This window comes from Pantoea sp. F_5 (assembly GCF_008631595.1).
GTDB lineage: Bacteria > Pseudomonadota > Gammaproteobacteria > Enterobacterales > Enterobacteriaceae > Pantoea > Pantoea gossypiicola.
On the sequence record NZ_VWUO01000002.1, the window covers coordinates 112,940 to 138,454 of the forward strand.

Genomic DNA, 25,515 nt, shown 5'->3' on the forward strand with positions numbered 1-25,515 from the left:
CGGAAAACCGAATAATCCTTTAAGATAAACGGGTTTGATTTAAGCACACGAAAGGGGGGGATGTGCTGACTAAAGAAAAAAATAAAGCCGGACTGATGAAGGTACGCTGGATTGGTACTGCAGTTCTGCTGGCGTTGTACGCTAATAACAGTTGGGCGTTTAATATCGATGATGTTGCAAAACAAGCCAAAGCGTTGGCAGGGAAAAGCTTCGAAGCGCCTAAAAGCAATTTACCCTCTCAATTTCGTGAAATGAAATTTGCTGATTATCAGCAGATCCAGTTTAACCACGATAAAGCGTATTGGGGCAAACTGCGCACGCCATTCAAGCTGGAGTTCTATCATCAGGGCATGTACTTCGATACCCCGGTGCAGATTAACGAAGTGACCGCCAGCGCGGTGCGCGAGATTAAATACAACCCCGATTATTTTAATTTCGGTAATGTAAAACATGACGCGGATGCGGTGAAAAACCTCGGTTTTGCCGGTTTCAAAGTCCTTTATCCCCTGAACAACAAGGGTAAAAACGATGAGATCGCCAGCTTCCTGGGTGCCAGCTACTTCCGGGTGATCGGTGCCGGTCAGGTTTATGGCCTGTCGGCGCGTGGACTTGCCATCGATACGGCGCTGCCGTCTGGTGAAGAGTTCCCGCGTTTCAAAGAGTTCTGGATTCAGCGTCCGAAACCACAGGACAAACAGCTGGTGATCTATGCACTGCTCGATTCGCCGCGCGCGGCGGGTGCGTATCGCTTTGTGCTGCATCCGGGTGAGGCGTCAACCGTTGATGTGCAGTCAAAAGTCTACCTGCGTGATAACGTTGGCAAACTGGGTATTGCGCCGCTGACCAGTATGTTCCTGTTCGGGCAGAACCAGCCATCTACGGTGAACAACTTCCGTCCGGCTCTGCACGACTCTGACGGTCTCTCAATCCACAATGGCAACGGGGAGTGGATTTGGCGTCCGCTGAATAACCCGCGTCATCTGGCGGTGAGCACCTATACTATCGAGAATCCAAAAGGCTTTGGTCTGCTGCAGCGCGGGCGTGACTTTAACAACTATCAGGATCTTGATGACCGCTATGATCTGCGTCCAAGCGGCTGGGTTGAGCCAATCGGCGACTGGGGTAAAGGCCGGGTCGAACTGGTTGAAATCCCGACGGCCGACGAAACCAACGACAACATCGTTGCGTTCTGGACGCCAGAGACGCTGCCAGAGCCTGGCAAAGAGATGAACTTCAAATATCGTCTGCACTTCTCACGCGATGAAAACCAGCTGCACTCCGACGATACGGCCTGGGTCAAAAACACCCTCCGTTCAGCGGGTGACGTGAAGCAGTCTAATCTCGTGCGTCAGCCGGATGGTACCGTGGCTTTCACCATCGACTTCGTGGGTAAAGACATGAGTAAGATGGCGGAAAACAGCCAGGTGGCACCGCAGGTCAGCGTCGGCAAAAATGCTGATGTGGTCGAGCAGAGCGTACGTTATAACCCGGTCACCAAAGGCTGGCGTCTGGTGTTGCGTCTGCGTGTAAAAGATGCCAAACAGTCCACCGAAATGCGTGCGGCCCTGGTAAGCGGCGACAAGACATTGACGGAAACCTGGAGCTATCAGTTACCTGCCAATGAATAAATCCACTTTTACACCTCAACGTTATGTGGAATCTCTGCCGCTGGATGCGGCAGGGAAGGCCCGCCTGAGCGTCTCATTGCAGAATGCCGGCGAGTTCCACTTCATCCATGATGCGCTGGGCAGGGATGTCGCAGCCAGTGATCGCCCCGACGATGCGCCGTTAAAATCGGTCTCATCGCGGGTCGAAATGGCCTGGCCCGATTCGCTGGCCGACGGCCAGCAGTTGGGTAAAGATTATCTTGACCGTACCACGCTGAAAGCGATGCCGAAGGTTAAACGCTCACTGATGTTCCCGGAAGCCTGGCGTACCAACCCGGTTGCCCGTGCCTGGGACTCACTGCGTGGTCACAAATCGGTGCCGCGTTATGCCAATGCGGAAGAGCAGCGTGCTGAAGAGAAGTGGCGTCATGTCGGTTCGATTCGCCGCTACATCCTGCTGATCCTGACCCTTTTCCAGACCGTGGTTGCCACCTGGTACATGAAAAGCATTCTGCCCTATCAGGGCTGGACGCTGCTGGACCCGATGGAGATGATCAACCAGAACTGGCAGCAGTCAGTGATGCAGATCCTGCCGTATGTGCTGCAGACCGGCATCCTGTTCCTGTTTGCCATTCTGTTCTGCTGGGTGTCAGCCGGTTTCTGGACCGCCCTGATGGGCTTCCTGCAGCTGCTGATCGGGCGCGATAAATACAGCATCTCCTACTCCACAGTCGGGGATGAGCCGCTGAATCCGGCGCATCGCACCGCGCTGATTATGCCGATCTGTAATGAAGACGTAGAGCGTGTTTACGCCGGTCTGCGTGCGACCTGGGAGTCTGTGGTTCGCACCGGTAACGCAGAGCACTTTGACGTCTACATCCTCAGTGACAGCTACGATGCGGATATCGCCGTTGCCGAACAGAAAGCCTGGATGGAACTGGTCCGTGACGTCGGCGGGGCAGGCAAGATCTTCTATCGCCGTCGCCGTCGTCGTGTGAAGCGTAAAAGCGGTAACATTGATGACTTCTGCCGTCGCTGGGGCAGCAACTACAGCTACATGGTGGTGCTGGATGCCGATAGCGTCATGAGCGGTGAGTGTCTCACCGGTCTGGTACGCATGATGGATGCGAATCCGAATGCCGGTATCATCCAGTCGTCGCCGAAAGCCTCGGGTATGGATACGCTTTATGCGCGCTGTCAGCAGTTCGCAACCCGCGTCTACGGTCCGTTATTTACTGCTGGTCTGCACTTCTGGCAGTTGGGCGAGTCTCACTACTGGGGTCACAACGCCATTATCCGCGTGAAACCCTTTATTGAGCACTGCGCGCTGGCCCCGTTACCGGGTGAAGGCTCCTTTGCCGGTTCAATCATGTCGCATGACTTCGTTGAAGCCGCGCTGATGCGTCGTGCCGGCTGGGGCGTCTGGATTGCCTATGACCTGCCGGGTTCCTATGAAGAGCTGCCACCGAACCTGCTGGATGAGCTGAAGCGTGATCGCCGCTGGTGTCACGGCAACCTGATGAACTTCCGCCTGTTCCTGGTAAAAGGGATGCACCCGGTTCACCGTGCGGTGTTCCTGACCGGTGTCATGTCTTACCTGTCGGCTCCGCTGTGGTTCATGTTCCTGGCGCTCTCCACTGCCTTACAGGTGGTGCATACGCTGATGGAACCGACCTACTTCCTGCAACCCAGGCAGCTGTTCCCGGTCTGGCCGCAGTGGCGTCCCGAGCTGGCCATAGCGCTCTTCTCGACCACGATGGTGCTTCTGTTCCTGCCGAAGATGCTGAGTGTGGTGCTGATCTGGTTTAAAGGCTCTAAGGCCTACGGTGGTCCACTGCGTCTGCTGGCATCACTGGTGCTGGAAACGCTGTTCTCGGTGCTACTGGCACCGGTGCGCATGCTGTTCCACACGGTGTTTGTGGCCAGTGCTTTCCTTGGCTGGGAAGTCGTCTGGAACTCTCCACAGCGTGATGACGATGCGACGCCGTGGAGCGAAGCGTTTAAACGTCACGGTTCACAGATGGCATTGGGCCTGGTATGGGCAATTGGTATGGGACTGCTGGATCTTAACTTCCTGTGGTGGCTGGCACCGATTGTCTTCTCACTGATCCTGTCGCCGTTTGTCTCGGTCATGTCGAGCCGCGCAACATTGGGCCTCAAAAGCAAGCGAGCGAAGCTGTTCCTGATCCCGGAAGAGTACTCGCCGCCGCAGGAACTGGTGGATACCGACCGCTACGTGCTGCTGAACCGCGAACGCGCGCTGGAAAATGGCTTTATGCATGCCCTGTTCCATCCCGCCTTTAACGCGCTGGCAACGGCACTGGCGACATCACGTCATAAGCAGAGTCAGTTACTGGACTATGCCCGCGATCGCCGTGTCGATCAGGCGCTGAGCGATGCTCCGGATAAACTGGGTCGCGAGCAGCGTTTGCAGTTGATCAGCGATCCGGTGGTGCTGGCCCGTGTTCATACCCGACTGTGGGAAAATGCGGACAAGTATCATCAGTGGGTAGAGAGTTATCAGAAACTCACGCTTAACCCTCACGCGCTGGCAAAAAACGCGTAATCTGAAAAAGCGGCAGCGATGCCGCTTTTTTTATCGGATTAAAACAGCATCAGGATGATAAATTGAGTGCTGGCGTCATCGCAGGCAGCGTGTGACGATTTAAACGGTTAATCAGGGCGGATATCAGTGGTGAAAGGGTTATTTAAGGCAGGCGTTATCATTGCGGCTGTGCTCTGTTTAAGCGGATGCGGCAGTATTATCAGCCGTACCGTGCCCGGACAGGGGCACGGTAATCAGTATTATCCCGGCGTGCAGTGGGATGTGCGTGACAGCGGGTGGCGGGTTCTGACCATCCTTGATCTGCCGCTGTCACTGGTGGTGGACACCCTGTTATTACCGGTGGATGCCAGTCACGGTCCTTACGAATAACTGCGATCGGAGTCGCTGTTATCATCCTCCCACTCTTGTGCCGCAGCTTCACCCTCTTCGGTGTCAAGCGGCGGCTCCAGCTGGAATTCGCCATCATCCCACTCATGCAGCGTATTTTCCGCTAACCACTCCTGACGCAGCTCCACTTCATCAAAGTCAGCATCAAAAATAGCCTGTGCGCCTTCGCCACTGCGGAAAGGCAGACATTCACCCGCATCACCTTCATCTGCCAGGAACTCAGCCTGCCACATGATATCGCCATCCTGCATCACATATTTCTGCAGACCAAACTGACCGATCGAAGCTTCTTCTTCATCCACTTCAGGGTTGTTAGCGAGGAACTCCTCACGTGCAGCATCAATCGCTTCCTCTAACGTACTGTACATGCTCATCGCTCTTCTCCTTACGGGTTCATTAACTACGGATTATTTTGATTTCAGTGAAGGATAGACGAAATCTGAGGGAGGGAAAGGGCAGGGCGGTGCAACTGGCGGGAAATAAGCCATTTTCCGCCAGCCTGGGTCAAATCATCTTTTGTGGAAAGTGCAGGACGGGTTGAACAGACTCATGAATCACCGGTGCGGAGTAGCGGATACAACATTTTATACAGGGCTTCACTTTCTTAAAATTAATTCTGGCGATCGAAAGTGCCTGGCTCAGATTATATAAGGTGCCGATAAATATCAGCTCTTCTTTATCTGGCAGGCGTTTGCACCCTTTTCGATGGAGAAAATGATAATTATCCTGATCGGTGCCGATAGTAACGTAATAGTAGAGACCTTTGTTCATATCATCTGTCCCGTTAGAGGTTGCTGTGTATTGTCTTTTTTATAGTTTTAGCCAGGTCTATTAAAGGTCTGACTGTTACAAATGAAATTACCGATAAGCACAAACGACTTCAAATTCCATAACGATCTATCAGTACGTTAAAAAAATAAAAAATGGAATATAAGCCAGATTAACTGACTAATCGTTTGTAAAATAAGTTAATTTTTGTTGATTCATAAGCGCAGGGATATCATTAAGGTCGGCTAAATAGGATTAGGCCTGGAAGACGGAATAAATAGCGCCAGATAAAATTAAACAGAGATCGCTGCAATATTAATTAATAAAAAGCTAAAGTGAGCATGCAGCGCTTTGCGGTGAATTAATTGGTTAGCGAGTTTAACGGTAATCAGAAAGAAATTATATTCCGGTTAGAGTCCCATACTCATCGCTGGCTCTGAAATATGGCTGAAAGGATTCTTCTGTGCTGAGTAACTGATTTATTTAGCAGGATGTCGGGTCAGAAACGCGCTAAATGCCCGGCGGACATTTAGCGCGCACTGATTAATAACGTGAAGGCTCGCCTTCAGGGCGTGTTTTAAAGCGGCGGTGGAGCCACATGTACTGTTCGGGAGCCAACAGGACGCCCTCTTCGACCACTTTATTCATCCTGGCGGCGGTCACTTCATCGCTTTCCAGCGTAAATTCGGCGCTGATGTCAGGCAGTATCATCAGTTCATAACCCCGGCCGTCGGGCAGACGACGCGGCACAAAGGGGATAACCGCCGGTTTACCGGTGCGGATCAGCAGATGAGTGCCCACCGTCGTGGCTGCTTTTTCTACAGCGAAAAAGGGCACAAAGACGCTGCTACGCGGGCCATAATCATGATCGGGTGCGTACCAGATGATGTCACCGTGCTTCAGTGCGCGGATCATGCCTTTAAGATCTTTACGGTCGATCATGCTTTTATTTGACCGCATCCGACCTTTTACCTGCAGCCAGTCGATCAGTTTATTGTCATTGGGGCGGTAGACACCAATGCCAGGATTATGGATGCCAAACATGCGTGCACCAATCTCCAGCGTCAGAAAGTGCATGCCGATGAGCAGCACGCCACGCTGACTATCTCGCGCCTGCTGGATATGCTCCAGACCCGAAGGCTTATGCCATTTGTTGATGCGCCAGTCTGGCCAGAACCACGCCATACCGGTCTCAATCAACCCCATGCCGACTGATTCAAAATTGTGCTTAACCATCGCTTCGCGTTCGTTAACCGGCATATCAGGGAATGTTAATTCCAGATTACGTCGGGCGATACTGACGCGTCGCGTCATAAAACGCATCCCAATACGACCAATATTGCAGCCGAGCACATAAAGCAGGGGATAAGGAAGTAGCACTAAAAGATAAAGAGAAGCGACACCCAGCCAGGTCAGCCAATAGCGCGGGTGAAGCAGTTCTCGTGAAAACTGAGGCAACTGAGTCATGTGAAGATTAATTTTCCTGCGTCGCGCACCATGCAGTGCTGATATCTCATTGATTTACGACATTGTGCCAGTTTTTATCGTGCGTATAAATATCACTGACAGAACAGGCTACTGCAGGCTGCTGTTAAATCGTCAGATAGTGCCGGAAAAAACAGCAACCCGTGCCTGATTCCGAGACTGGTCTTTGCATCCCGGTGAAATCAGGTATCATGTGCCCGCTAAATTTCTCCTATTGATAACAGGAAAGAACACCATGCCAGTGTTACATAACCTCGTTTCCAATAAAGAGCTGAAGGCGCGCATGCTGGCTGAAACTGAGCCGCGTACCACAGTCTCTTTTTATAAATATTTCCAGATTGCCGACCCTAAAGCATTCCGCGATGCGCTCTACCTTGGCCTGACGTCACTCAAGGTCTTTGGCCGCGTCTATGTCGCGCACGAAGGTATTAATGCACAGATCAGCGTGCCCGCCAGCCAGTATGAAAAGATGAAAGAGTGGCTGTATGGCTTTGATCCGGCGCTGAACAACCTGCGAATGAATATTGCGCTGGATGATGATGGAAAATCATTCTGGGTATTGCGCCTTAAAGTGCGCGATCGCATTGTCGCGGATGGTATCGATGACGCCAGTTTTGATGCCAGCGACGTGGGTCAGTATCTTAAAGCGGCAGAAGTTAACGCCATGCTGGACGATCCTGACGCCCTGTTCGTTGACATGCGTAACCACTACGAATATGAAGTGGGCCGCTTCGATAATGCGCTGGAAGTACCTGCTGATACCTTCCGCGATCAGCTGCCGATGGCGGTTGATATGTTGCAGGATCAGAAAGACAAAAAGATCGTCATGTACTGCACCGGCGGGATCCGCTGTGAAAAGGCGAGCGCCTGGATGCGGCATAACGGCTTCGAGGATGTTTACCACATTGAAGGCGGCATCATCGAGTATGCCCGACGCGCCCGTGAACAGGGACTACCGGTTCGCTTCAAAGGCAAAAACTTTGTGTTTGATGAGCGGATGGGTGAGCGGATCTCTGACGACGTGCTGTCGAACTGTCATCAGTGCGGCGAACCCTGTGATACCCATGTCAATTGCGTGAATGACGGCTGTCATCTGCTGTTTATCCAGTGCAAAAGCTGCGCAGAGAAATTTGAGAACTGCTGTAGTCCGATCTGTCAGGAAGAAGCGAAACTCTCACCGGAGGAGCAGCGCGCTCGTCGGGCGGGACGTGAGAATGGCAACAAGATCTTTAACAAGTCGCGTGGCCTGTTAAACATGACCATTCCGTCGCCAGTGAAGAAATAAGCGTGGCCGCCTGAAGTCAGCTTCAGGCGGCTTGCTGTTTTACTGGCGCACACCTTCAACCGAGATCATCAGCTCCACCTTTTGCGAAGCTGGCCCCAGATCTTTGGTAATGTTAAAATCTTTCAGTGTAATTTCTCCCTCGGCTTCAAAACCAGCGCGGTAGCCGCCCCACGGGTCTTTGCCTTCACCCAGCATTTTTGCCTCCAGCGTCACCGGTTTAGTCACGCCATTCAGCGTGAGATCGCCGGTAATCTTCAGCTCATCACCCTCTTTCTTCACTGCTGTGGATTTGAACGTTGCCTGTGGGTTTTTGCTGCTGTTCAGGAAGTCAGCGCTACGCAGGTGCTTGTCACGCTCTGCATGATTGGTGTCAACGCTGCTGGTGTTGATGGTCACGTCAACTTTATCTGCGGCCGGGTTCTTCTCATCGAAGGTAAAGCTGCCGTCAAAATCTTTGAAGGTGCCATAGAGCCAGCTGTAACCGAGATGCTGAATGCGGAATTGAATAAAGGCGTGCTGGCCCTCTTTATCAATCTTATAGTCTGCGGCACCGGCAGTCATTGAGCCGAGCAGCAGGCTGGCACCGGTCATCGCCAGCAAGGTCTTCTTAAACATATTATTTATCCTTTTCAGAGGGTAAGGGGAGACGGAAACCTGACATCCGTTTTAGGGTGATATCGCGATCAATAACGTGATGCTTTAGCGCAGCCAGACCATGCAGTCCCGACAGGACCACAACCGTCCAGGCCAGCCAGAGATGAATGTCGCCTGCCAGGTCTGCCTGTTCGCCTGCGCCGCTGAACAGCGCGGGCAGCGTAAACCAGTTAAATACAGCGATGGGTTTGCCATCGGCGGTAGAGATGAGATAGCCACTGATCAGAATGGCCAGCAGCAGGGTATAAAGGAGCAGGTGCGCCACGACTGAACTGAGGCGCACCAGCGGGGAATAGCTGCTCAGCGGCTTTGGCGGCGGTGAAATAACGCGCCACAGCAGGCGAATAATCAGCGTCAGCATCAGAATGACGCCAATACTTTTATGGATTTCCGGCGCGTCGTGATACCAACTGTCATAGTAGCCCAGGCCAACCATCCAGAGTCCCAGCGCAAACATGGCATAAATCGCCAGCGCCATTGACCAGTGCAATAGCACAGCAACCAGTCCAAACTGATGAGGTGTATTACGTAATAACATAATGTGGATTTCATGGTGACATAATCTGAAATAAGCATCCACATTATGAAATATAAAAGCAATCGTCCTTACGCTTCTATAAATTTTAATTTCCGGGATGAAAAGGTTGAATAAAACTATGGCGAAATGACCAATATTACTGAATGAGATATTTCTGGCGGGAAAGTTGTCAACGTTAAATGGCGGCAATTAACACTATGGGCGAAATAAAGACACTCATTATGTCAGGAAAAATCAGTTTTCGTCAGATTATGTCAGCAGGGTGGCATCACACTGATGCCACCCGTTACCAGAGTCAGAAACGCGAGAGGCGGAAGGGGGACAAATCAAAGGAGAACGGTTTTTGCTGTGCGAATTCCGCAGCAAGCTCGCCTAAGACGCTGGCAAATTTAAACCCATGTCCGCTGAGTCCGGTGATTAACAGGCGGTCAGGTTCACCCGGCAGGGTATCGATAATAAAATCTTCGTCCGGGCTGAAATCGTAGCTGCAGGCTTCGCCATGCAGACAGACGCCGACGCCAGGTAAAAACTGTCGGAGAAAACCAAAGGCCTCACTGCCGTCCGCCGCTACTGCGCCAAAAGGTTTACGATCTTCAGGCTGCTGCATCAGCTGACCGCCATCATGGCGACCGACCTTCAGTGCGTTGTTATCCGCCGGGAAGCCGTAAAACTGGCTGCCATCTGCCATCTCAACCGTAAAGCCGGGGAACTTATTATTCTCGCTGTAGCGGCCATCTGCCTGATACCAGGCAAATACCTTGCGGGTAGGGGCGACCGGCAGGCCAGGAATTAATTTGCCGACCCAGGTGCCCGCGCTTATCAGCATTTTGCGGCCCCGATAGATGCCATCCAGGGTAGTGACCTGTTGCAGGTCACCATCACGACCAATCTCTGAGACCGGGCAGTTAAATAGTTGCGCACAGCCCGCCTGTTCCGCCAGCTGGATCCAGCTGCGAACCGCCTGTTCACATTTCAGAAAGCCGGACTGCGGCTCAAAGATGCCCAGATAACCCTCTGGCACGTTGATTTGCGGCCAGCGCTTACGTACTTCATCAGGCTGCATCACCTCGATATTGAGCTGCCAGCGGGTCGCGCTGTCGATAACGTTCCGGATAAAGGGGGAGTGCTCAGGAGCAAGGTTAAGTACGCCACTGCGATGCATGATGCGCTCACTGGCGCGCTGTTCCAGCTCATCCCACAGCGTCTGCGCCCGCAGAACCAGCGGAACATAATGTTCGCCTTCACCATAGGCGTGACGAATCAGCCGGCTCTCACCATGATGCGTTCCCTGATTGTGAGGAGGATGACCGCTGTCGATCATTAATACCGATAAACCTGCCTGGGTAGCATAGTAGCCAGCCGCCGCGCCCACTGAACCGCTGCCGACGACGATAAGATCATAAATCATGATAACGACACTCTAAGAGTCAGATAATCAAAAGCATACCAGAAACAGAAACGAAAAAGGCACCCCTGAGGGCGCCTCTTTGATGCGGCAGATATTAATGCTTATTAAGAAGTCGTTCTGGTTGCTCAGCTGATTCTATCTTGGCGATGCCCGCTTCGAGGATCGAGATAAACTGCCTTGCCACATCCGTTGTCAGCCAGTAGGTTGGGCCAACATCCGCTTCTTCTTCTTTTTGATCCTGCGACGACAGCGAGTGCAGGCGGATCATCATGGCATCATAGCTATCAACGGTACTGATGTCCCAGCCCACCAGCGGATGGGTCTGGATAACGTCTTTTCTTCTGTCCATTATAACCTCCTTATTACTCGTTAAACGAAGTGCATGATGAGGTTCAATGCGGCTTTTTTATTGCGATAGCGAGACAATTATAACAGTAAAAGTGGGTATCACTGTTTAAAAAATGCCGTGAACCAGCTTCTCACAGAATATTTGTGTTTGAAAGGAGGACGTTGAAAAATAAAATGCCTGGCGGGCAGGCATTTTTATCACTGTTCAATGGGCATGTAAAAGCGGGTTAAGCCGCGTGAGCGAACTTAAAGTGTCGGGGTTTCCGGCACAATGCCACCGCCACGTTTTTGCAGTGTTTCTGCAAGACGGGCAAAGTGCTGCTGAAGCTGCTCATCATGATTTTGATTTTGGGCTTCCAGCGACAGATTGTGCACCAGCAACTGACTGGCACGATCGTCAAGACAGAAAATCAGACTGGAAAAGGCATTTTCCAGCACCGTTAAACGACGCTTTTGATCACCAATCAGTGCTAACAACTCACCAAAGGTCATCGCCTCTTCCGGTTTATCAGTAGTCATGGTGTCGCACCTCCTGTTATGCGTGACGAGCGCAAGGATAGGGCATTGATCATTAAGAGTCTAGATGCAGAGAGGGAGAAGTGCGAGAGGGGAGAAAAGATAAAAAAACCGGGTGGCGACACCCGGAAAAAAAGCACAGTGGCGGTTAATCAGTAATGAACCAGTCGTCAGCGCTTTCCCACGTCTGCTGCAGGATTTCGCTGATCTGGTCGCGCGTCTCTTTTCCACCGCCCAGCACGCTGAGATTGTTGGCACTGGCGTAACGTACCTTGACGTGATTGGTCGAGTCAGGGAACTGTTCGTCGATGCGGCGCGATAATTCATCGCTTAACGCTTCAATCGCGCCAGCAGGAAGAGGTCGGGTATTGGATACGGTAATTTCAACGCGCATAATAGCCTCCGATTAAGATACTGTATATATTTACAGTATCATTGAGCCGGAGGCAAGTAAAATTATGCAATGCGCCAGTTCAGCGTTTCACCGGCCAGGAACGGCACCAGTGAGTGGCTGCCGAGTGCAATTGACTCTGGCACCTGCCACGGCTCACGCACCAGCGTGATCGTCCCCTCATTCAGCGGCAGGCCGTAAAAACGCGGGCCATTTTCAGAACAGAATGCTTCAAAATGTTCCAGCGCGTTCAGCTCTTCAAAAACGGTGGCGTAGGCGGGCAACGACGTCGGTGCATTAAATACGCCCGCACAGCCGCAGCTGGACTCTTTGAGATGACGCAGATGCGGCGCGGTGTCGGTGCCAAGGAAGAAGCGTGGATTCCCGCTTGCCACCACTTTACGCAGCGCTTCCTGATGCACGTTGCGCTTAAGGATTGGCAGACAGTAGAGGTGCGGGCGAATACCGCCCACCAGCATGTGGTTGCGGTTAAACATCAGATGCTGCGGGGTAATAGTTGCGCCCAGTGTTTCACCGGCATCGGCAACATATTGAGCGGCATCCTGCGTCGTAATGTGCTCCATCACCACTTTCAGTGCCGGAAACTGGCTGCGTAGCGGCACCATCACGGTTTCAATAAAGCGGGCTTCACGGTCAAAAATGTCGATATGCGCATCAGTGACTTCACCATGGATCAACAGTGGCATACCGATCTTTTGCATCCGATCCAGCACGCGAGCAATGGACGCGATGTTGGTCACGCCATGGCTGGAGTTGGTGGTGGCGTGCGCCGGATAGAGCTTCGCCGCGGTGAACAGACCGGCGGTGAAACCGCGCTCAAGCTCATCAGGATCCAGCGAGTCGGTCAGGTAGCAGGTCATCAGCGGCGTAAAGGCGTGATCGGCGGGTAGCGCCGCCAGAATGCGATCGCGGTACGCTTCACCGGCCGCCACGCTGGTTACCGGGGGCACCAGGTTTGGCATCACAATGGCACGACCATTCACCGCGCTGGTATAGGGCAGGACCGTTTTGAGCATCTCATCATCACGCAGATGAATATGCCAGTCGTCAGGGCGACGCAGGGTAAGTTGCTGAGGTTGTGCTGTCATCTGTGAAGCTCCGGCAGAAAGGAAACAAAAGGCATGTTTTGGCCGGGGTCTAAGCATAGGGATTCAGGCAACCGTTTGCACCTGCTTTTTATGCCGCCAGAGAAAATCCGCGCCGGATGGCGCGGAAATCGGGATTACTGCGTAAAGGGAATGACCAGTTCGCCAGGCTTCACTTCCAGTCCTTTGGCAAATTTCTTCGCCAGCGACTCGCCTTTGCTGCGGTCTGCGCTGAGCACATAGGCGGGTTTTTGATCAAAATAACTTTTCAGCGACTGATTCAGATAAGGCGTCAGTGTCTTCATGATGGATGCCATTTTTTCCGGGGCCACCTGGGCGTCTACAATCTCCAGATCGCGCAGATAAATTGCGCCCTGCTGCTGATCATAAACCGGCTGAGCACGCATTTTCAGCTGCATATCGGCCTGCTGCGGGCCAAACAGTGAGGTAACGTTGATTTTTGCATTACCGGAGAGCGTCACTTTACCCGGTTCTTCGCGACCAATCTGACTGGTCAGGTTGTTCAGCACGATGTGTGCGTTAACCAGCCCGGAAACGCCAATATCTTTCTCGTAGTTATTGTGCTTCTGCAGCGCCTGGTTTACTTCCTGTTCGCTGATGGTGTATTGCGTCAGTTGATTACATCCGCTAACCAGCAGCGCCATCAACAGGGCAGTCAGCCCGAAAAAAGCCTTTTTCATCGATCTTTATCCTGAATATCAGAGCCAGTAAACAGGCCATAGCCTGCCTGAATGCGTGGCGGGTGTCATCAGGAAAGGGATGAGAAACGCCGCAGCGTCTCTCATCTGGGGCGGGACTAATGCGCTATCGAAGAGAGCAGATTAACCTGAGTCTGTTTCGCCATGTTATCGCGGTAGTCCGCGACCCGGCTCGGCCAGTCGATTCCGGCGACCAGCGTCAGAGAGCGGAGTAGCGGGAAGAGATTAAAATCATCTTGCGATAGCTCGCCGTTTACCGCATTGGGCTGAACGATTAATTTGTCCAGTTTGCGCAGATCCTCACTTACATTCTTAATCAGCCCGGCCGAGTGGCTTTTCAGCGTCTCAAAATCACCGATACTCGCCTGTTTTTTGCTGCGGAAATAGTCACGCGCCTCAGGCGTCGCGAACTCGGCAAACGCCGCTTCGGCAATGCGCGGCAGCAGCAGTTTATTGACATAGCTGTTCATGTGACGCAGCCAGTCGCCAATTGCCGGGTTCAGCGCGCCAGTGATCAGCGGCGCGCCATCCTGCTGATCGACGTAATGCACGATCTCCATGCTCTCAGGCATTGCGCTGCCATCCTGCTTTTGCAGAATCGGTGCCATTTTCTGCCCGATCAGTCGTTTTGGCGTCTCTTCATCGTCGTTGAGCATCACCACCAGCTCAACCGGCTTATTTTTCAGACCAAAAATCATTCGCGCTTTAACGCAGAAAGGACAATGGTCATAGATATAGAGTTTCATCCTGATCTCCCGGATTTTTACAGGTTTAGTGTTTAACAGAGTGAATCAATTCATCCTGTTTCGGGCGCGTAAAAAGTATGGAAGAGATTACCCTGCAGGGCAAACCTGCCAGCCAGCATGTGTGCTGTAGTAGGACAAACCAACTGTTCGCCGCTGTGATAACAGAGCAAAATCAACCTCTTTAAAGCTAAACTGCTGTAACGTTTTACCGCAGCCCAGGCGGCGGTTATAGTGAAAGCCGGGTAATGACGGCTATCACTCACAGCCATTGATTTCAGGAGTCAGGATGTTTGGCTATCGTTCTGCCGCGCCCCGGGTGCGATTAACCACCGATCGTCTGGTGGTCCGTCTGGTTCACGAACGTGATGCCTGGCGAATGGCAGATTACTATTCGGAAAACCGACTGTTTTTAAAACCATGGGAGCCGGTGCGCGACGATAGCCACTGCTACCCTTCGGGCTGGCAGGCGCGCCTCGGGCTGATTTCCGACATGCACAAGCAGGGAACGGCCTTCTATTTTATTCTCATGGACAGCGATGAAACCGAAGTGCGTGGCGTGGCGAACTTCAGTAACGTGCTGCGCGGTTCCTTTCACGCCTGTTATCTCGGCTATTCACTGGGTGAAAAGTGGCAGGGGCAGGGGCTGATGTTCGAAGCCTTGCAGTCGGCTATCCGTTATATGCAGCGCCAGCAGCATATTCACCGCATCATGGCGAACTACATGCCGCACAACCAGCGCAGCGGCGATCTGCTGGCGCGACTCGGTTTTGAGAAAGAGGGTTACGCGAAAGATTATCTGCTGATCGACGGACGCTGGCAGGATCACGTGCTGACAGCCTTAACTCTGCGGGAATGGACGCCTGACCGGCGTGGACAATAATGAGGACGTGAGCATGAAGATGGCTTTATCAGCGCAGGCGTTGCGCGTGCTGGGCTGCCTGCTGGAGAAGCAGGTCACCACGCCAGAGCAGTATCCGCTATCACTGAATGGCGTGGTGGTGGCCTGTAATCAGAAATCGAATCGCGAGCCGGTGGTGGAGCTGAGTGAAAGCGAGGTACAGAATCAGCTCGATCAGCTGGAAAAGCGTCATCTGGTCACCGGCAGCAGCGCCGCCGGACAGCGGGTGGTAAAATATGAGCAGCGTTTTTGTAACTCCGCGTTTGGCACACTGAAACTCAACAGTGCGGAAGTGGCTCTTCTCACCCTGCTGCTGTTGCGTGGCCCCCAGACGCCAGGCGAACTGCGAACCCGCAGCGGTCGCTTGCATGAGTTCAGCGATGTCGGCGAAGTGGAGCAGACGCTGGAAAGCTTGATGCAGCGTGACGACAGTGCACAGGTCATCCGCCTGGCGCGTGAACCGGGCAAGCGTGAAAGCCGCTTTATGCATCTGCTGGGCGATGAAGATGATGCACGTCAGGCTGCCGACGCGCCTGACGAGCAGGGCGATCTGGCGGAGCGCGTCACTACGCTGGAACAGCAGGTCGCAGCACTTCAGGCGCAACTTACCCAATTGCTGCAACCGGAGAGCTGAGATGACATTACGTATAGGCGTGGTGGGATTGGGTGGTATTGCGCAGAAAGCCTGGCTGCCGGTGCTGTCGGCCGCGACGGACTGGACACTGGTGGGGGCGTTTTCCCCGAATCAGGCCAAAGCCCGCCCGATCTGTGACAGCTATCGCATGCAGTGCTTTGGATCACTGAATGAATTAGCCTCAGCCTGCGACGCGGTATTTGTCCACAGCAGCACCGCCACCCACTATGAAGTGGTCAGGGCGCTGCTGCTGGCAGGAAAAGATGTCTGCGTCGACAAGCCGCTGGCTGAAACCCTGGAACAGGCTGAAGCGCTGGTGGCGCTGGCAGAAAAACGTCAGCGTAAACTGATGGTGGCATTTAACCGCCGCTTCGCGCCGCGCTATCAGCAGCTGCAGACGGAGATGGCTGATGCCGCCTCTCTGCGGATTGAAAAGCACCGCAGCGACAGCGTCGGGCCACGGGATCTTCGCTTTACCCTGCTTGATGACTACCTGCATGTGGTGGACACCGCGCTCTGGCTGGGCGGCAAGCCTGTTCGCCAGGTTCACGGACGCATTGATACCAATGAACAGGGGCAGATGCTCTATGCCGAACACCATTTCGCTGTTGAAGGTCTGGCGATCACCACCAGTATGCACCGGCGCGCAGGCAGTCAGCGCGAGCGGGTCAGCGCAGTGTGTGACGGTAAGTGCATCGACATCAGCGAGATGCGTGACTGGCAGGAAGAACGCAGTGATGGCCTGCTTATCACCCCGCCGCCAGCCTGGCAGAGCCATCTGACGCAGCGCGGCTTCAGCGGTGCAGCACGCCATTTTATCGACTGCGTACAAAATCAGACGAAGCCTGAAACCAGCGGTGAGCAGGCGCTGATGGCGCAGCGTGTGGTGGAAAAACTGTGGCGTGAGGCGACGCAGGAATAACGCCTTGTAACACTCCGTGCTGGTCATTTCCCTCCGTGGCAGTAGACTGTCGCCGGGCATCCTCGGGTGCCCGCGCTAATTCTCCTTTTTGCCGATTCTTTTCAGGATGCGCCGTCAATTATGAATTTGTTGAAATCGCTGGCAGCGGTCAGTTCTATGACCCTGTTTTCCCGCGTACTGGGCTTTGCCCGTGATGCTATCGTGGCGCGGGTGTTTGGTGCCGGAATGGCGACTGATGCCTTCTTTGTTGCGTTTAAACTGCCCAATCTGCTGCGCCGTATTTTTGCTGAAGGCGCATTTTCTCAGGCATTTGTGCCGATTCTGGCTGAATATAAAAGTAAGCAGGGTGAAGAGGCGACGAAACTGTTCCTGGCGTATGTCTCGGGCCTGCTGACGCTGGTACTGGCGCTGGTTACGGTGGCGGGGATGATCGCTGCGCCCTGGGTCATCATGGTCACGGCTCCTGGCTTTGCCGACAGTGCCGATAAATTTGCACTGACCAGTTCGCTGCTGCGGGTAACTTTTCCCTACATTATGCTGATTTCGCTGGCGTCGCTGGCGGGGGCGGTGCTGAACACCTGGAACCGCTTCTCGGTACCGGCGTTTGCGCCAACCCTGCTGAATGTCAGCATGATTGGTTTTGCGCTGTTTGCTGCGCCGCACTTTCATCCACCGGTGATGGCTCTGGCCTGGGCGGTGGTCGCGGGCGGTGTGCTGCAGCTCGGCTATCAGCTTCCCCACCTGAAAAAGCTGGGAATGCTGGTGCTGCCGCGTCTTAATCTGCGCGACGCGGGCGTGTGGCGAGTGATGCGTCAGATGGGCCCGGCTATTCTGGGCGTTTCCGTCAGTCAGATCTCGCTGATCATCAACACCATCTTCGCCTCGTTTCTGGTTTCGGGTTCGGTCTCCTGGATGTACTACGCGGATCGCCTGATGGAGTTTCCTTCGGGTGTGCTGGGCGTGGCGCTGGGCACCATTCTGCTGCCGTCGCTGGCTAAAAGTTTTGCCAGCGGCAACCATGATGAATATTCCCGACTGATGGACTGGGGCCTGCGACTCTGCTTCCTGCTGGCGCTGCCGAGTGCCGTGGCGCTGGGCATGCTCTCCGGTCCGCTGACCGTGGCGCTGTTCCAGTACGGTAAATTCACTGCTTTTGATGCATTGATGACGCAGCGTGCGCTGATCGCCTACTCCGTCGGACTGATGGGCCTGATTGTGGTTAAGGTGCTGGCGCCCGGTTTCTATTCCCGTCAGGACATCAAAACGCCGGTGAAAATCGCGATTATCACGCTGATCATGACGCAGCTCATGAACCTGGCGTTTATTGGTCCGCTGAAACATGCCGGTCTGTCACTGTCGATTGGTCTGGCGGCCTGTCTGAATGCGTCACTGCTCTACTGGCAGCTGCGTAAGAAGAATATCTTTGTGCCGCAGCCGGGCTGGGGTAGTTTCCTGCTCCGCCTGCTGATTGCCGTGGTGGTGATGGCTGGCGCGCTGTTTGGCATGCTGCAGTGGATGCCGGCCTGGGAACAGGGCGCTATGCTGTGGCGACTGCTGCGTCTGGCGGCGGTGTGTGCTGTCGGCGGAGGCGCTTATTTCCTGGCGCTGGGGCTGCTGGGCTTCCGGCTAAGCGACTATGCACGGCGCACGGCTGTATAAGCCTGATTAACTGACAATAAATTAAACCCATAAAAAATCCCGCACCAGGCGGGATTTTTTCGCTACTTTTCGGCTCAGGCTTTACGACTTAACGTTGCCTGACCTTTACCCATCCCATCGGGACCATAAAAGGCCTGAGTCTGATGCGGCTTCAGCACTTCAAGTGCATTTTCCGTGTAGCGAATCTGATGCTGCAGCAGCATGCCATTATGAACATTGGCATCCTGCAGACGACGGGTATGCTGCTGAATGCTGTCCCAGCGGCGTGCTATGTCGTTCTGACCACGATAAGGTGCCGATGTCGCCTGACTCTGTTCAGCGGTGCGGCGCATCTCATCCAGATAGTTCAGCGTACTGAGCAGCGCACTTTTATCTTCGGTGATGCGCTGCAACAGGTTGCTGTTGATACTGCCCGCTGCCAGTTGCTGCTGCTCTTCTTCCAGCACCGCTGAAAGCGACGCCAGCACGTCCTGCATCTTATCTAATGTGGTCTGCAAATTACTCATGGGAATTAATTACCCTCTAAATACGCCTTAGTGTCGGCAATCAGCGCATCGGCGATTTTGCCGGTATCCATCTTCAGTTCACCATTACGAATGGCAGTTTTCAGTTGTTCAACGCGCTCGACGTTAATATCTTTGCTGCTCGGCTGCATCAGCTGCGACTGCGCGCTGCTCAGGCTCACCTGGGCTGCAGCAGGGGTCGTGGCTGCTACCGGACTGGCACTCTGACGCACTTTGCTGCTGCCAGACTCACTGCTGTCGCGGCTCTGTACGGTGCTGGCGGGTTTCAGAGGTTGCGTTCTGTCAATGCTCATATTCGGGCTCCTGTACGGTCAGGGGAAGTCTGCCACCTGAATCATAATAGCGTTATCGCTTTGTTGATTCTTCTATCGGCAGCACTACGGGCTTCTTTAACACTTTACAGCGTTATAAGAATATTCCCATCCTCGCGCACCTTACCGCTGACAATCTGGCCATTTGCCATCCTCACGCGAACCGACTGCGAGCGGGCGGCGTTGTTCAGCGCCTTGCCCTCACCGCTGGCGTCAAAGCCGTCTCCGCTGGCAATCACCATCACATTCTGACCCGCTTTAACACGCCATGGCTGACGCAGCGTGGAGGGATTAATCGGCTGTCCTGGCTGTATATCACGCAGCACTACGGCATCTGCGACTGCGTCCGCATTCAGCAGGGCGCGGGCAGGCAGGGTATCAAGACGGCCGGTCTGCAGCGTGAAATCACTTTCGCTGACGCTACTGCCCTGGCTCAGCAGCCGGGTCGCCACCAGATAGGAGCCGGTGACCTGAACCTGTACCTGGATATAACGGCGATTCTCATCGCAGTTTGCCGCCACGCTCATGTTGCCCCATAACCGGCTATTGCCTGGCAGAGTGAACTTTGGCATGTCACAGGCTGGCCATTGCTCTTTCGGGGTGCGAACCACTACCACCATGCCTGCAGCATGCTGAGCGTCACGCGCTTTAAAAAATTGATTCAGTTGTGCATTGAGATCCCCGGCAGAAGCCGGAAGGGCGATCACGACCAGCAGGCTGGTCAGCAGAGTCAGATATCGACGCATTGTGCAGTTCCTCACTGATGATGGCGACGAGTGTACCCGTTAAGAAAAATCCTCAATTGTCAAAATAGCGGTCATTTAAGGCGTTATTCAGACGATGACGGCTTGCTTTTTCAAATTAAGCTGCGAACTCAAAATTCTCATACGCGGAGGAAACATGCTCGACAAACTGGATGCGGCGCTGAAATTTGGAACGGAGGCCCTCAACCTGCGTGCTCAACGTCAGGAGATCCTGGCGTCAAATATTGCCAACGCCGATACCCCTGGTTATCAGGCCCGGGATATCGACTTTGCCAGCGAGCTGAGTCGGGTGATGTCCAATGGTCGTGCGGAAGGCAGCAGCATGGCGTTAAAAGTCACGTCAGCTCGCCACATTGAAGCACAGACAAACGGAGCGCCATCGATGGATATGCTTTATCGCATTCCCGATCAGCCTTCTGCCGACGGCAATACCGTAGATATGGACCGTGAGCGTACGCAGTTCGCGGATAACAGCCTGAAATATCAAACCGACCTCACCCTCATCAGTAGCCAGATCAAAGGCATGATGAGCGTGTTACAAGGGCAATAATTATGGCCTTGCTGAATATTTTTGACATTGCCGGCTCAGCGATGACCGCGCAATCACAGCGATTAAACGTCAGTGCCAGTAACCTGGCAAACGCCGACAGCGTCACCGGTCCCGATGGCAAGCCTTACGTGGCAAAGCAGGTCGTCTTCCAGACCGATGCGGCTCCGGGTTCAGCGACCGGCGGTGTGAAAGTGGCGCGCGTCGTGGACGATCCGACACCTGCGAAGCTGGTCTATGACCCAGGTAACCCGATGGCTGATGCCAAAGGTTACGTGAAGATGCCGAACGTGGATGTGGTTTCTGAAAGCGTCAACACCATGTCGGCGTCACGCAGCTACCAGGCCAACGTCGAGGTGCTCAACACCGTGAAGTCGATGATGATGAAAACCCTGACGATCGGGCAATAACGGAGAAAAACCATGGCTATCGCGGTAGGCGTTAATGAAAAGCTGGACCCCACGGTCCTTAGCTCATCCAGCACCAGTGGCACCGGCAACAACGCACAGGATCTGCAGAATCAGTTCCTGACCATGCTGGTGACGCAGTTAAAGAACCAGGATCCAACCAATCCAATGGATAACAGCCAGCTCACCACGCAGCTGGCACAGATCAATACCCTGAGCGGCATTGAAAAACTGAATACCACGCTGGGATCGATCTCCGGTCAGATCAGCACCAGCCAGTCGCTGCAGAGCTCCACGCTGATTGGGCATGGCGTGATGGTTAATGGCGGACAAATTCTGGTAGGCAACGGCACCACCACGCCATTTGGTGTAGAGCTGGCTTCCGCTTCTACTGGCGCATCCGCCACCATTAAAGATGCCAGTGGCACGGTGATCGATACCGTCGATCTGGGCGCGCTGAGTGCTGGCGTCCACACCTTCTCGTGGGACGGCAAGCTGACTGATGGCTCTGTCGCACCGGATGGTAAATACAGCGTTACGATTGCCGCAAGCAATGGCAACACACAACTGGTGGCACAACCGCTTAACTACGCCTACGTCAATGGGGTGAGTACTGCGAACAACACCACAAAACTGGATCTCGGCACCATGGGCTCCGCCACCCTTGACGACGTACGTCAGATTCTCTGATTAACCTGTAGACAGGAAACAAACACATGTCATTTTCCCAAGCGGTCAGCGGCCTTGGTGCTGCTTCAAGTAACCTTGATGTCATCGGTAACAACATTGCTAACTCCGCGACTGCGGGCTTTAAATCCAGCACCATCGCGTTTGCCGATATGTTTGCCGGTTCTAACGTTGGTCTCGGTACCAAAGTCGCTGCGGTGATCCAGAACTTTAACGATGGCGCGACCACCACCACCAGCCGTGGTCTGGACGTTGCGCTGAGCGGCAACGGCTTCTTCCGTATGACCGACAGCAGCGGCGGCGTTTTCTATTCACGTAACGGCCAGTTAACGCTGGATGCCAACCGTAACCTGGTGAATACCCAGGGGCTGAACGTCACCGGCTATCCGGCAAGCGGTTCACCGGCCACTATCCAGGCGGGGGCGAACCCGGTAGCGCTGACTATTCCTACCACGCAGATGTCAGCCCGCGCGACCACCACTGCCGGACTGGTTGCCAACCTGAACTCAACGGATACCACGCCAACGGTGACCACCTTCTCGACGGCGAACGCAGACAGCTACAACAAGAAAACCACGGCCACCGTGTTCGACTCGCAGGGTAATGACCATGCGCTCGACATGTATTTCGTGAAAGACACCACCAGCAACAGCTGGACAGTCCACACCATTGATGGCAACACCGGCACCTCAGCGGGTGACTTCAGAATGGCGTTTGACACCAGCGGTAAGCTGACCAGCGTCTCTAAGCTGGATGCCACCGGTGCCGTTGTGAGCACCACCACGGATGGCACCGTCGGCCTGACGCTGAACGTGGGCGGTGCCAATGGCGCGGTCGCCAATCAGCCGATCAACCTGAGCATGCTGGGCAGCCTGCAACAGAACACCGGCAGCACCACCTTTGGCAGCCCGACGCAGGATGGCTATGCGCCAGGCGATCTGACCAGCTACGCGATCAACGATGACGGCACGATTACCGGTACCTACTCAAACCAGAAAACCCAGCTGCTGGGTCAGATTGTGCTGGCAAGCTTCTCTAACCCGGAAGGTCTGCAGTCACAGGGCGACAACGTCTGGTCTGCATCAAGTGCATCCGGTCAGGCAGCGATCGGTCTGGCCAATACCGGCACCTTTGGTTCACTGACGGCGGGTGCCCTGGAATCGTCCAACGTCGACATGAGTAAAGAGCTGGTGAACATGATCGTCGCGCAGCGTAACTATCAGGCGAATGCGCAGACCATCAAAACTCAGGACCAGATTCTTAACACGCTGGTTAACTTACGTTAATTCGCTAACAGGATTGTCATATGGATCACGCGATATATACCGCGATGGGCGCGGCCAGCCAGACGCTGGATCAGCAGGCGGTTACCGCCAGCAACCTCGCCAACGCCTCAACACCCGGCTTTCGTGCACAGCTGAATGCGCTGCGCGCGGTGCCGGTGAGTGGCTGGTCGCTGCCGACCCGTACGCTGGTCGCCGCCTCTACACCCGGTGCCGACATGAGTCAGGGCGCAATGGATTACACCGAGCGTCCGCTCGATGTGGCGGTGCAGCAGGATGGCTGGCTGGCGGTGCGTACCGCTGACGGCAGCGAAGCCTATACCCGCAACGGCAATATGCAAATCAGTCCGACCGGAACGCTGACGGTTCAGGGCAATCCTGTGATGGGCGATGGCGGTCCGATTGTGATCCCGCAGGGTACGGAAATCACCATTGCTGCAGACGGCTCCATCACCGGGCTGAACGCCGGTGATTCGCCGAACGCCACGGTTCAGCTGGGCAAGCTGAAGCTGGTCAGGGCAACCGGGCAGGAGCTGCAGCGCAGTGATGACGGCATGTTCCGTCCTACCGCGGCAACGCAGGCGACCCGTGGTGCTGCGCTGCAGGCCGATGCCACCATGCAGGTGATGCCTGGTGTACTGGAAGGCAGCAACGTCAAGCCAGTGGAAACCATGGTCGATATGATCGCTAACGCCCGACGTTTTGAGATGCAGATGAAAGTCATCACCAACGTCGACGAAAATGAACAAAAAGCCAATCAGCTCCTGAACATGAGCTAAGGCGCGAGGATAACAACATGATTCGTTCTTTATGGATCGCTAAGACCGGTCTTGATGCGCAGCAGATGAACATGGACGTCATTGCCAACAACCTGGCAAACGTCAGCACCAACGGCTTTAAACGTTCACGTGCGGTGTTCGAAGATCTGATGTACCAGACTATGCGCCAGCCGGGCACGCAGTCATCAGAACAGACAACGCTGCCATCGGGCCTGCAGATCGGTACCGGTGTACGTCCGGTGACGACTGAGCGGCTGCATACTCAGGGCAACCTGTCGCAGACCAGTAACTCAAAAGATATCGCTATTAACGGTCAGGGTTATTTTCAGATTCAGATGCCGGACGGCACCTCTGCGTATACCCGTGATGGCGCGTTTCAGGTTGATCAGAACGGTCAGCTGGTGACCAACTCCGGTTTCCCGGTGCAGCCAGGCATTACCATTCCGGCAAACGCCACCAGCATTACGGTGTCGCGTGACGGTGTGGTCAGCGTGACGCAGCAGGGTCAGGCCCAGGCCGCACAGGTCGGTCAGTTAACGCTGAGCACCTTTATGAACGACGCCGGTCTCGATAGCGTGGGTGAAAACCTCTACAAGGAAACCCAGGCATCGGGCGCACCGACTGACAGCACGCCAGGTCAGAACGGCGCGGGTCTGCTCTATCAGGGCTACACCGAAACCTCGAACGTTAACGTAGCGGAAGAGCTGGTTACGATGATCCAGACGCAGCGCGCTTACGAAATCAACAGCAAGGCGATCAGCACCTCTGATCAGATGCTGGCGAAATTAACCCAGCTTTAATCCCGAACAGGGCCAGCCTGTGCTGGCCTGAGATACAGACATTAATAAGGTCGTGACACCGTGGCGAAGCAACAGATTCTCAAGCCTGGACATTGGTTAGTCGCCTCGTTGCTGCTAACTCTTAACGGATGTGCCCTGGTCCCGCGTACTCCGCTGGTCGAAGGCGCAACCACGGCGCAGCCGATGCCGTCCGCGCCACCGGTGGTAAACGGCTCTATATTCCAGGGCGTCGCGCCACTTAACTACGGCTATCAGCCGCTGTTTGAAGATCGCCGTCCACGCAATATCGGCGATACCCTGACCATCACGCTGCAGGAAAACGTCAGCGCCAGCAAAAGCTCCTCAGCCAGTGCCAGCCGCGACGGCAGCAACAGCTTTGGTGTGAGCGGCGTGCCGACGGGTCTGGCAGGCCTGGTGGGTGCAGGTGGCGAAAAAGCCAATCTCAGCGCCGAAGGCAAAAACGACTTCGCAGGTAAAGGCGGCGCATCCGCCAATAACACCTTTACCGGCACCATTACCGTCACCGTGGATCAGGTGTTGTCAAACGGCAACCTGCATGTGGTCGGTGAAAAACAGATCGCCATTAATCAGGGCACGGAGTTCATTCGCTTCTCGGGCGTGGTCAACCCACGCACCATCAGCGCCAGTAACGCCGTGTTATCTACCGCTGTCGCCGATGCACGTATTGAGTACGTCGGAAATGGTTACATCAATGAGGCGCAGACCATGGGCTGGTTCCAGCGTTTCTTCCTGAACATCTCGCCGATGTAAGAGGT

General features: G+C 54.3%; 30 protein-coding genes. 15 read left to right on the plus strand and 15 right to left on the minus strand.

Annotated elements, in window-relative coordinates; genetic code table 11:
• Positions 1-92 precede the first annotated feature (92 nt).
• From F3I44_RS03015 to F3I44_RS03025, 3 genes are all read left to right on the plus strand, one after another.
• Positions 93-1,628 (plus strand): glucan biosynthesis protein G, encoded by a 1,536-nt coding sequence (locus F3I44_RS03015; RefSeq protein ID WP_190285891.1) that lies wholly within the window; start codon positions 93-95, stop codon positions 1,626-1,628.
• The gene (mdoH, locus tag F3I44_RS03020) at positions 1,621-4,173 is read left to right on the plus strand and encodes a glucans biosynthesis glucosyltransferase MdoH (protein WP_150009777.1); all 2,553 of its coding nucleotides are present in this window, start codon (positions 1,621-1,623) and stop codon (positions 4,171-4,173) included. Before F3I44_RS03015 ends, mdoH begins: the two co-directional genes overlap by 8 nt.
• A 156-nt stretch (positions 4,174-4,329) precedes the next feature.
• The gene (locus tag F3I44_RS03025) at positions 4,330-4,542 is read left to right on the plus strand and encodes a YceK/YidQ family lipoprotein (RefSeq protein WP_190285892.1); all 213 of its coding nucleotides are present in this window, start codon (positions 4,330-4,332) and stop codon (positions 4,540-4,542) included.
• Here F3I44_RS03025 and F3I44_RS03030 read toward each other — a convergent pair.
• From F3I44_RS03030 to F3I44_RS03040, 3 genes are all read right to left on the minus strand, one after another.
• Entirely contained in the window at positions 4,533-4,934 is a 402-nt protein-coding gene (locus tag F3I44_RS03030; RefSeq protein WP_013357421.1) for a MysB family protein, read from the minus strand. The two genes, F3I44_RS03025 and F3I44_RS03030, sit on opposite strands and share 10 nt — an antisense overlap.
• 130 nt (positions 4,935-5,064) lie before the next feature.
• On the minus strand, positions 5,065-5,331 hold the full coding sequence (locus tag F3I44_RS03035; protein ID WP_033784541.1) for a hypothetical protein: 267 nt from the start codon (positions 5,329-5,331) through the stop codon (positions 5,065-5,067).
• A gap of 540 nt (positions 5,332-5,871) precedes the next feature.
• Positions 5,872-6,795, minus strand: coding sequence for a Kdo(2)-lipid IV(A) acyltransferase (locus F3I44_RS03040; RefSeq protein WP_150009773.1), 924 nt, complete (start codon positions 6,793-6,795; stop codon positions 5,872-5,874).
• A 253-nt stretch (positions 6,796-7,048) separates the two neighbouring features.
• Here F3I44_RS03040 and F3I44_RS03045 point away from each other — a divergent pair, with 253 nt between their 5' ends.
• Positions 7,049-8,098, plus strand: coding sequence for a rhodanese-related sulfurtransferase (locus F3I44_RS03045; RefSeq protein WP_150009771.1), 1,050 nt, complete (start codon positions 7,049-7,051; stop codon positions 8,096-8,098).
• Positions 8,099-8,137: 39 nt separating this feature from the next.
• Here F3I44_RS03045 and F3I44_RS03050 read toward each other — a convergent pair whose 3' ends face one another.
• The 9 genes from F3I44_RS03050 to grxB all read right to left on the minus strand — a co-directional run bounded on the left by F3I44_RS03050 (position 8,138) and on the right by grxB (position 14,524).
• A complete protein-coding gene (locus F3I44_RS03050; RefSeq protein WP_098050975.1) occupies positions 8,138-8,713 on the minus strand; it encodes a YceI family protein in 576 nt (191 codons plus the stop codon).
• Position 8,714: 1 nt separating this feature from the next.
• Complete coding sequence (locus F3I44_RS03055; RefSeq protein WP_150009767.1) at positions 8,715-9,290, minus strand: cytochrome b; 576 nt, start codon at positions 9,288-9,290, stop codon at positions 8,715-8,717.
• Between the two features lie 295 nt (positions 9,291-9,585).
• The gene (gene solA, locus F3I44_RS03060) at positions 9,586-10,698 is read right to left on the minus strand and encodes an N-methyl-L-tryptophan oxidase (RefSeq protein ID WP_150009765.1); all 1,113 of its coding nucleotides are present in this window, start codon (positions 10,696-10,698) and stop codon (positions 9,586-9,588) included.
• Between the two features lie 94 nt (positions 10,699-10,792).
• On the minus strand, positions 10,793-11,047 hold the full coding sequence (gene bssS / locus F3I44_RS03065; protein ID WP_013357427.1) for a biofilm formation regulator BssS: 255 nt from the start codon (positions 11,045-11,047) through the stop codon (positions 10,793-10,795).
• A 245-nt stretch (positions 11,048-11,292) separates the two neighbouring features.
• Complete coding sequence (locus F3I44_RS03070; RefSeq protein ID WP_150009763.1) at positions 11,293-11,565, minus strand: hypothetical protein; 273 nt, start codon at positions 11,563-11,565, stop codon at positions 11,293-11,295.
• Positions 11,566-11,710: 145 nt separating this feature from the next.
• Positions 11,711-11,956: a DNA damage-inducible protein I gene (gene dinI, locus F3I44_RS03075; RefSeq protein WP_003849907.1), complete on the minus strand. Its 246-nt coding sequence runs from the start codon at positions 11,954-11,956 to the stop codon at positions 11,711-11,713.
• Between the two features lie 62 nt (positions 11,957-12,018).
• The gene (gene pyrC / locus F3I44_RS03080; RefSeq protein WP_150009761.1) at positions 12,019-13,062 is read right to left on the minus strand and encodes a dihydroorotase; all 1,044 of its coding nucleotides are present in this window, start codon (positions 13,060-13,062) and stop codon (positions 12,019-12,021) included.
• A 134-nt stretch (positions 13,063-13,196) separates the two neighbouring features.
• A complete protein-coding gene (locus F3I44_RS03085) occupies positions 13,197-13,760 on the minus strand; it encodes a lipoprotein (protein WP_013357430.1) in 564 nt (187 codons plus the stop codon).
• Positions 13,761-13,876: 116 nt separating this feature from the next.
• Positions 13,877-14,524 (minus strand): glutaredoxin 2, encoded by a 648-nt coding sequence (gene grxB / locus F3I44_RS03090; RefSeq protein ID WP_150009759.1) that lies wholly within the window; start codon positions 14,522-14,524, stop codon positions 13,877-13,879.
• Between the two features lie 286 nt (positions 14,525-14,810).
• On the opposite strand from grxB, the gene rimJ reads away from it, so the two are divergent.
• From rimJ to murJ, 4 genes are all read left to right on the plus strand, one after another.
• Entirely contained in the window at positions 14,811-15,404 is a 594-nt protein-coding gene (gene rimJ / locus F3I44_RS03095) for a ribosomal protein S5-alanine N-acetyltransferase (protein ID WP_150009757.1), read from the plus strand.
• Positions 15,405-15,417: 13 nt separating this feature from the next.
• On the plus strand, positions 15,418-16,056 hold the full coding sequence (locus tag F3I44_RS03100) for a DUF480 domain-containing protein (RefSeq protein ID WP_150009755.1): 639 nt from the start codon (positions 15,418-15,420) through the stop codon (positions 16,054-16,056).
• A gap of 1 nt (position 16,057) precedes the next feature.
• Positions 16,058-16,978 (plus strand): Gfo/Idh/MocA family protein, encoded by a 921-nt coding sequence (locus F3I44_RS03105; RefSeq protein WP_150009753.1) that lies wholly within the window; start codon positions 16,058-16,060, stop codon positions 16,976-16,978.
• A 120-nt stretch (positions 16,979-17,098) separates the two neighbouring features.
• Positions 17,099-18,637 carry a murein biosynthesis integral membrane protein MurJ gene (murJ, locus tag F3I44_RS03110; protein ID WP_150009751.1) on the plus strand — a complete coding sequence of 513 codons (1,539 nt, stop codon included), beginning with the start codon at positions 17,099-17,101 and terminating at the stop codon, positions 18,635-18,637.
• 74 nt (positions 18,638-18,711) lie between these two features.
• On the opposite strand, the gene flgN is transcribed toward murJ, so the two are convergent.
• The 3 genes from flgN to flgA all read right to left on the minus strand — a co-directional run bounded on the left by flgN (position 18,712) and on the right by flgA (position 20,218).
• Positions 18,712-19,143, minus strand: coding sequence for a flagellar export chaperone FlgN (flgN, locus tag F3I44_RS03115; protein WP_150009749.1), 432 nt, complete (start codon positions 19,141-19,143; stop codon positions 18,712-18,714).
• 5 nt (positions 19,144-19,148) lie between these two features.
• Positions 19,149-19,454 (minus strand): flagellar biosynthesis anti-sigma factor FlgM, encoded by a 306-nt coding sequence (gene flgM, locus F3I44_RS03120; RefSeq protein WP_033732238.1) that lies wholly within the window; start codon positions 19,452-19,454, stop codon positions 19,149-19,151.
• Between the two features lie 104 nt (positions 19,455-19,558).
• Positions 19,559-20,218 (minus strand): flagellar basal body P-ring formation chaperone FlgA, encoded by a 660-nt coding sequence (gene flgA, locus F3I44_RS03125; RefSeq protein WP_150009747.1) that lies wholly within the window; start codon positions 20,216-20,218, stop codon positions 19,559-19,561.
• A gap of 154 nt (positions 20,219-20,372) precedes the next feature.
• Here flgA and flgB point away from each other — a divergent pair, with 154 nt between their 5' ends.
• From flgB to F3I44_RS03160, 7 genes are read left to right on the plus strand one after another with little or no spacing between them, the layout of a single operon-like run.
• Complete coding sequence (gene flgB / locus F3I44_RS03130) at positions 20,373-20,786, plus strand: flagellar basal body rod protein FlgB (RefSeq protein ID WP_003849889.1); 414 nt, start codon at positions 20,373-20,375, stop codon at positions 20,784-20,786.
• 2 nt (positions 20,787-20,788) lie between these two features.
• Positions 20,789-21,193 (plus strand): flagellar basal body rod protein FlgC, encoded by a 405-nt coding sequence (flgC, locus tag F3I44_RS03135; protein ID WP_013357440.1) that lies wholly within the window; start codon positions 20,789-20,791, stop codon positions 21,191-21,193.
• 12 nt (positions 21,194-21,205) lie between these two features.
• A complete protein-coding gene (gene flgD, locus F3I44_RS03140) occupies positions 21,206-21,880 on the plus strand; it encodes a flagellar hook assembly protein FlgD (RefSeq protein ID WP_150009745.1) in 675 nt (224 codons plus the stop codon).
• 26 nt (positions 21,881-21,906) lie between these two features.
• A complete protein-coding gene (gene flgE, locus F3I44_RS03145) occupies positions 21,907-23,163 on the plus strand; it encodes a flagellar hook protein FlgE (protein ID WP_150009743.1) in 1,257 nt (418 codons plus the stop codon).
• A 20-nt stretch (positions 23,164-23,183) separates the two neighbouring features.
• Positions 23,184-23,939 (plus strand): flagellar basal body rod protein FlgF, encoded by a 756-nt coding sequence (locus F3I44_RS03150; protein ID WP_061062163.1) that lies wholly within the window; start codon positions 23,184-23,186, stop codon positions 23,937-23,939.
• A 17-nt stretch (positions 23,940-23,956) separates the two neighbouring features.
• Positions 23,957-24,739 (plus strand): flagellar basal-body rod protein FlgG, encoded by a 783-nt coding sequence (gene flgG, locus F3I44_RS03155; RefSeq protein ID WP_003849881.1) that lies wholly within the window; start codon positions 23,957-23,959, stop codon positions 24,737-24,739.
• Positions 24,740-24,799: 60 nt separating this feature from the next.
• Positions 24,800-25,510, plus strand: coding sequence for a flagellar basal body L-ring protein FlgH (locus tag F3I44_RS03160; RefSeq protein ID WP_033732242.1), 711 nt, complete (start codon positions 24,800-24,802; stop codon positions 25,508-25,510).
• The last annotated feature ends 5 nt before the right edge of the window (positions 25,511-25,515 follow it).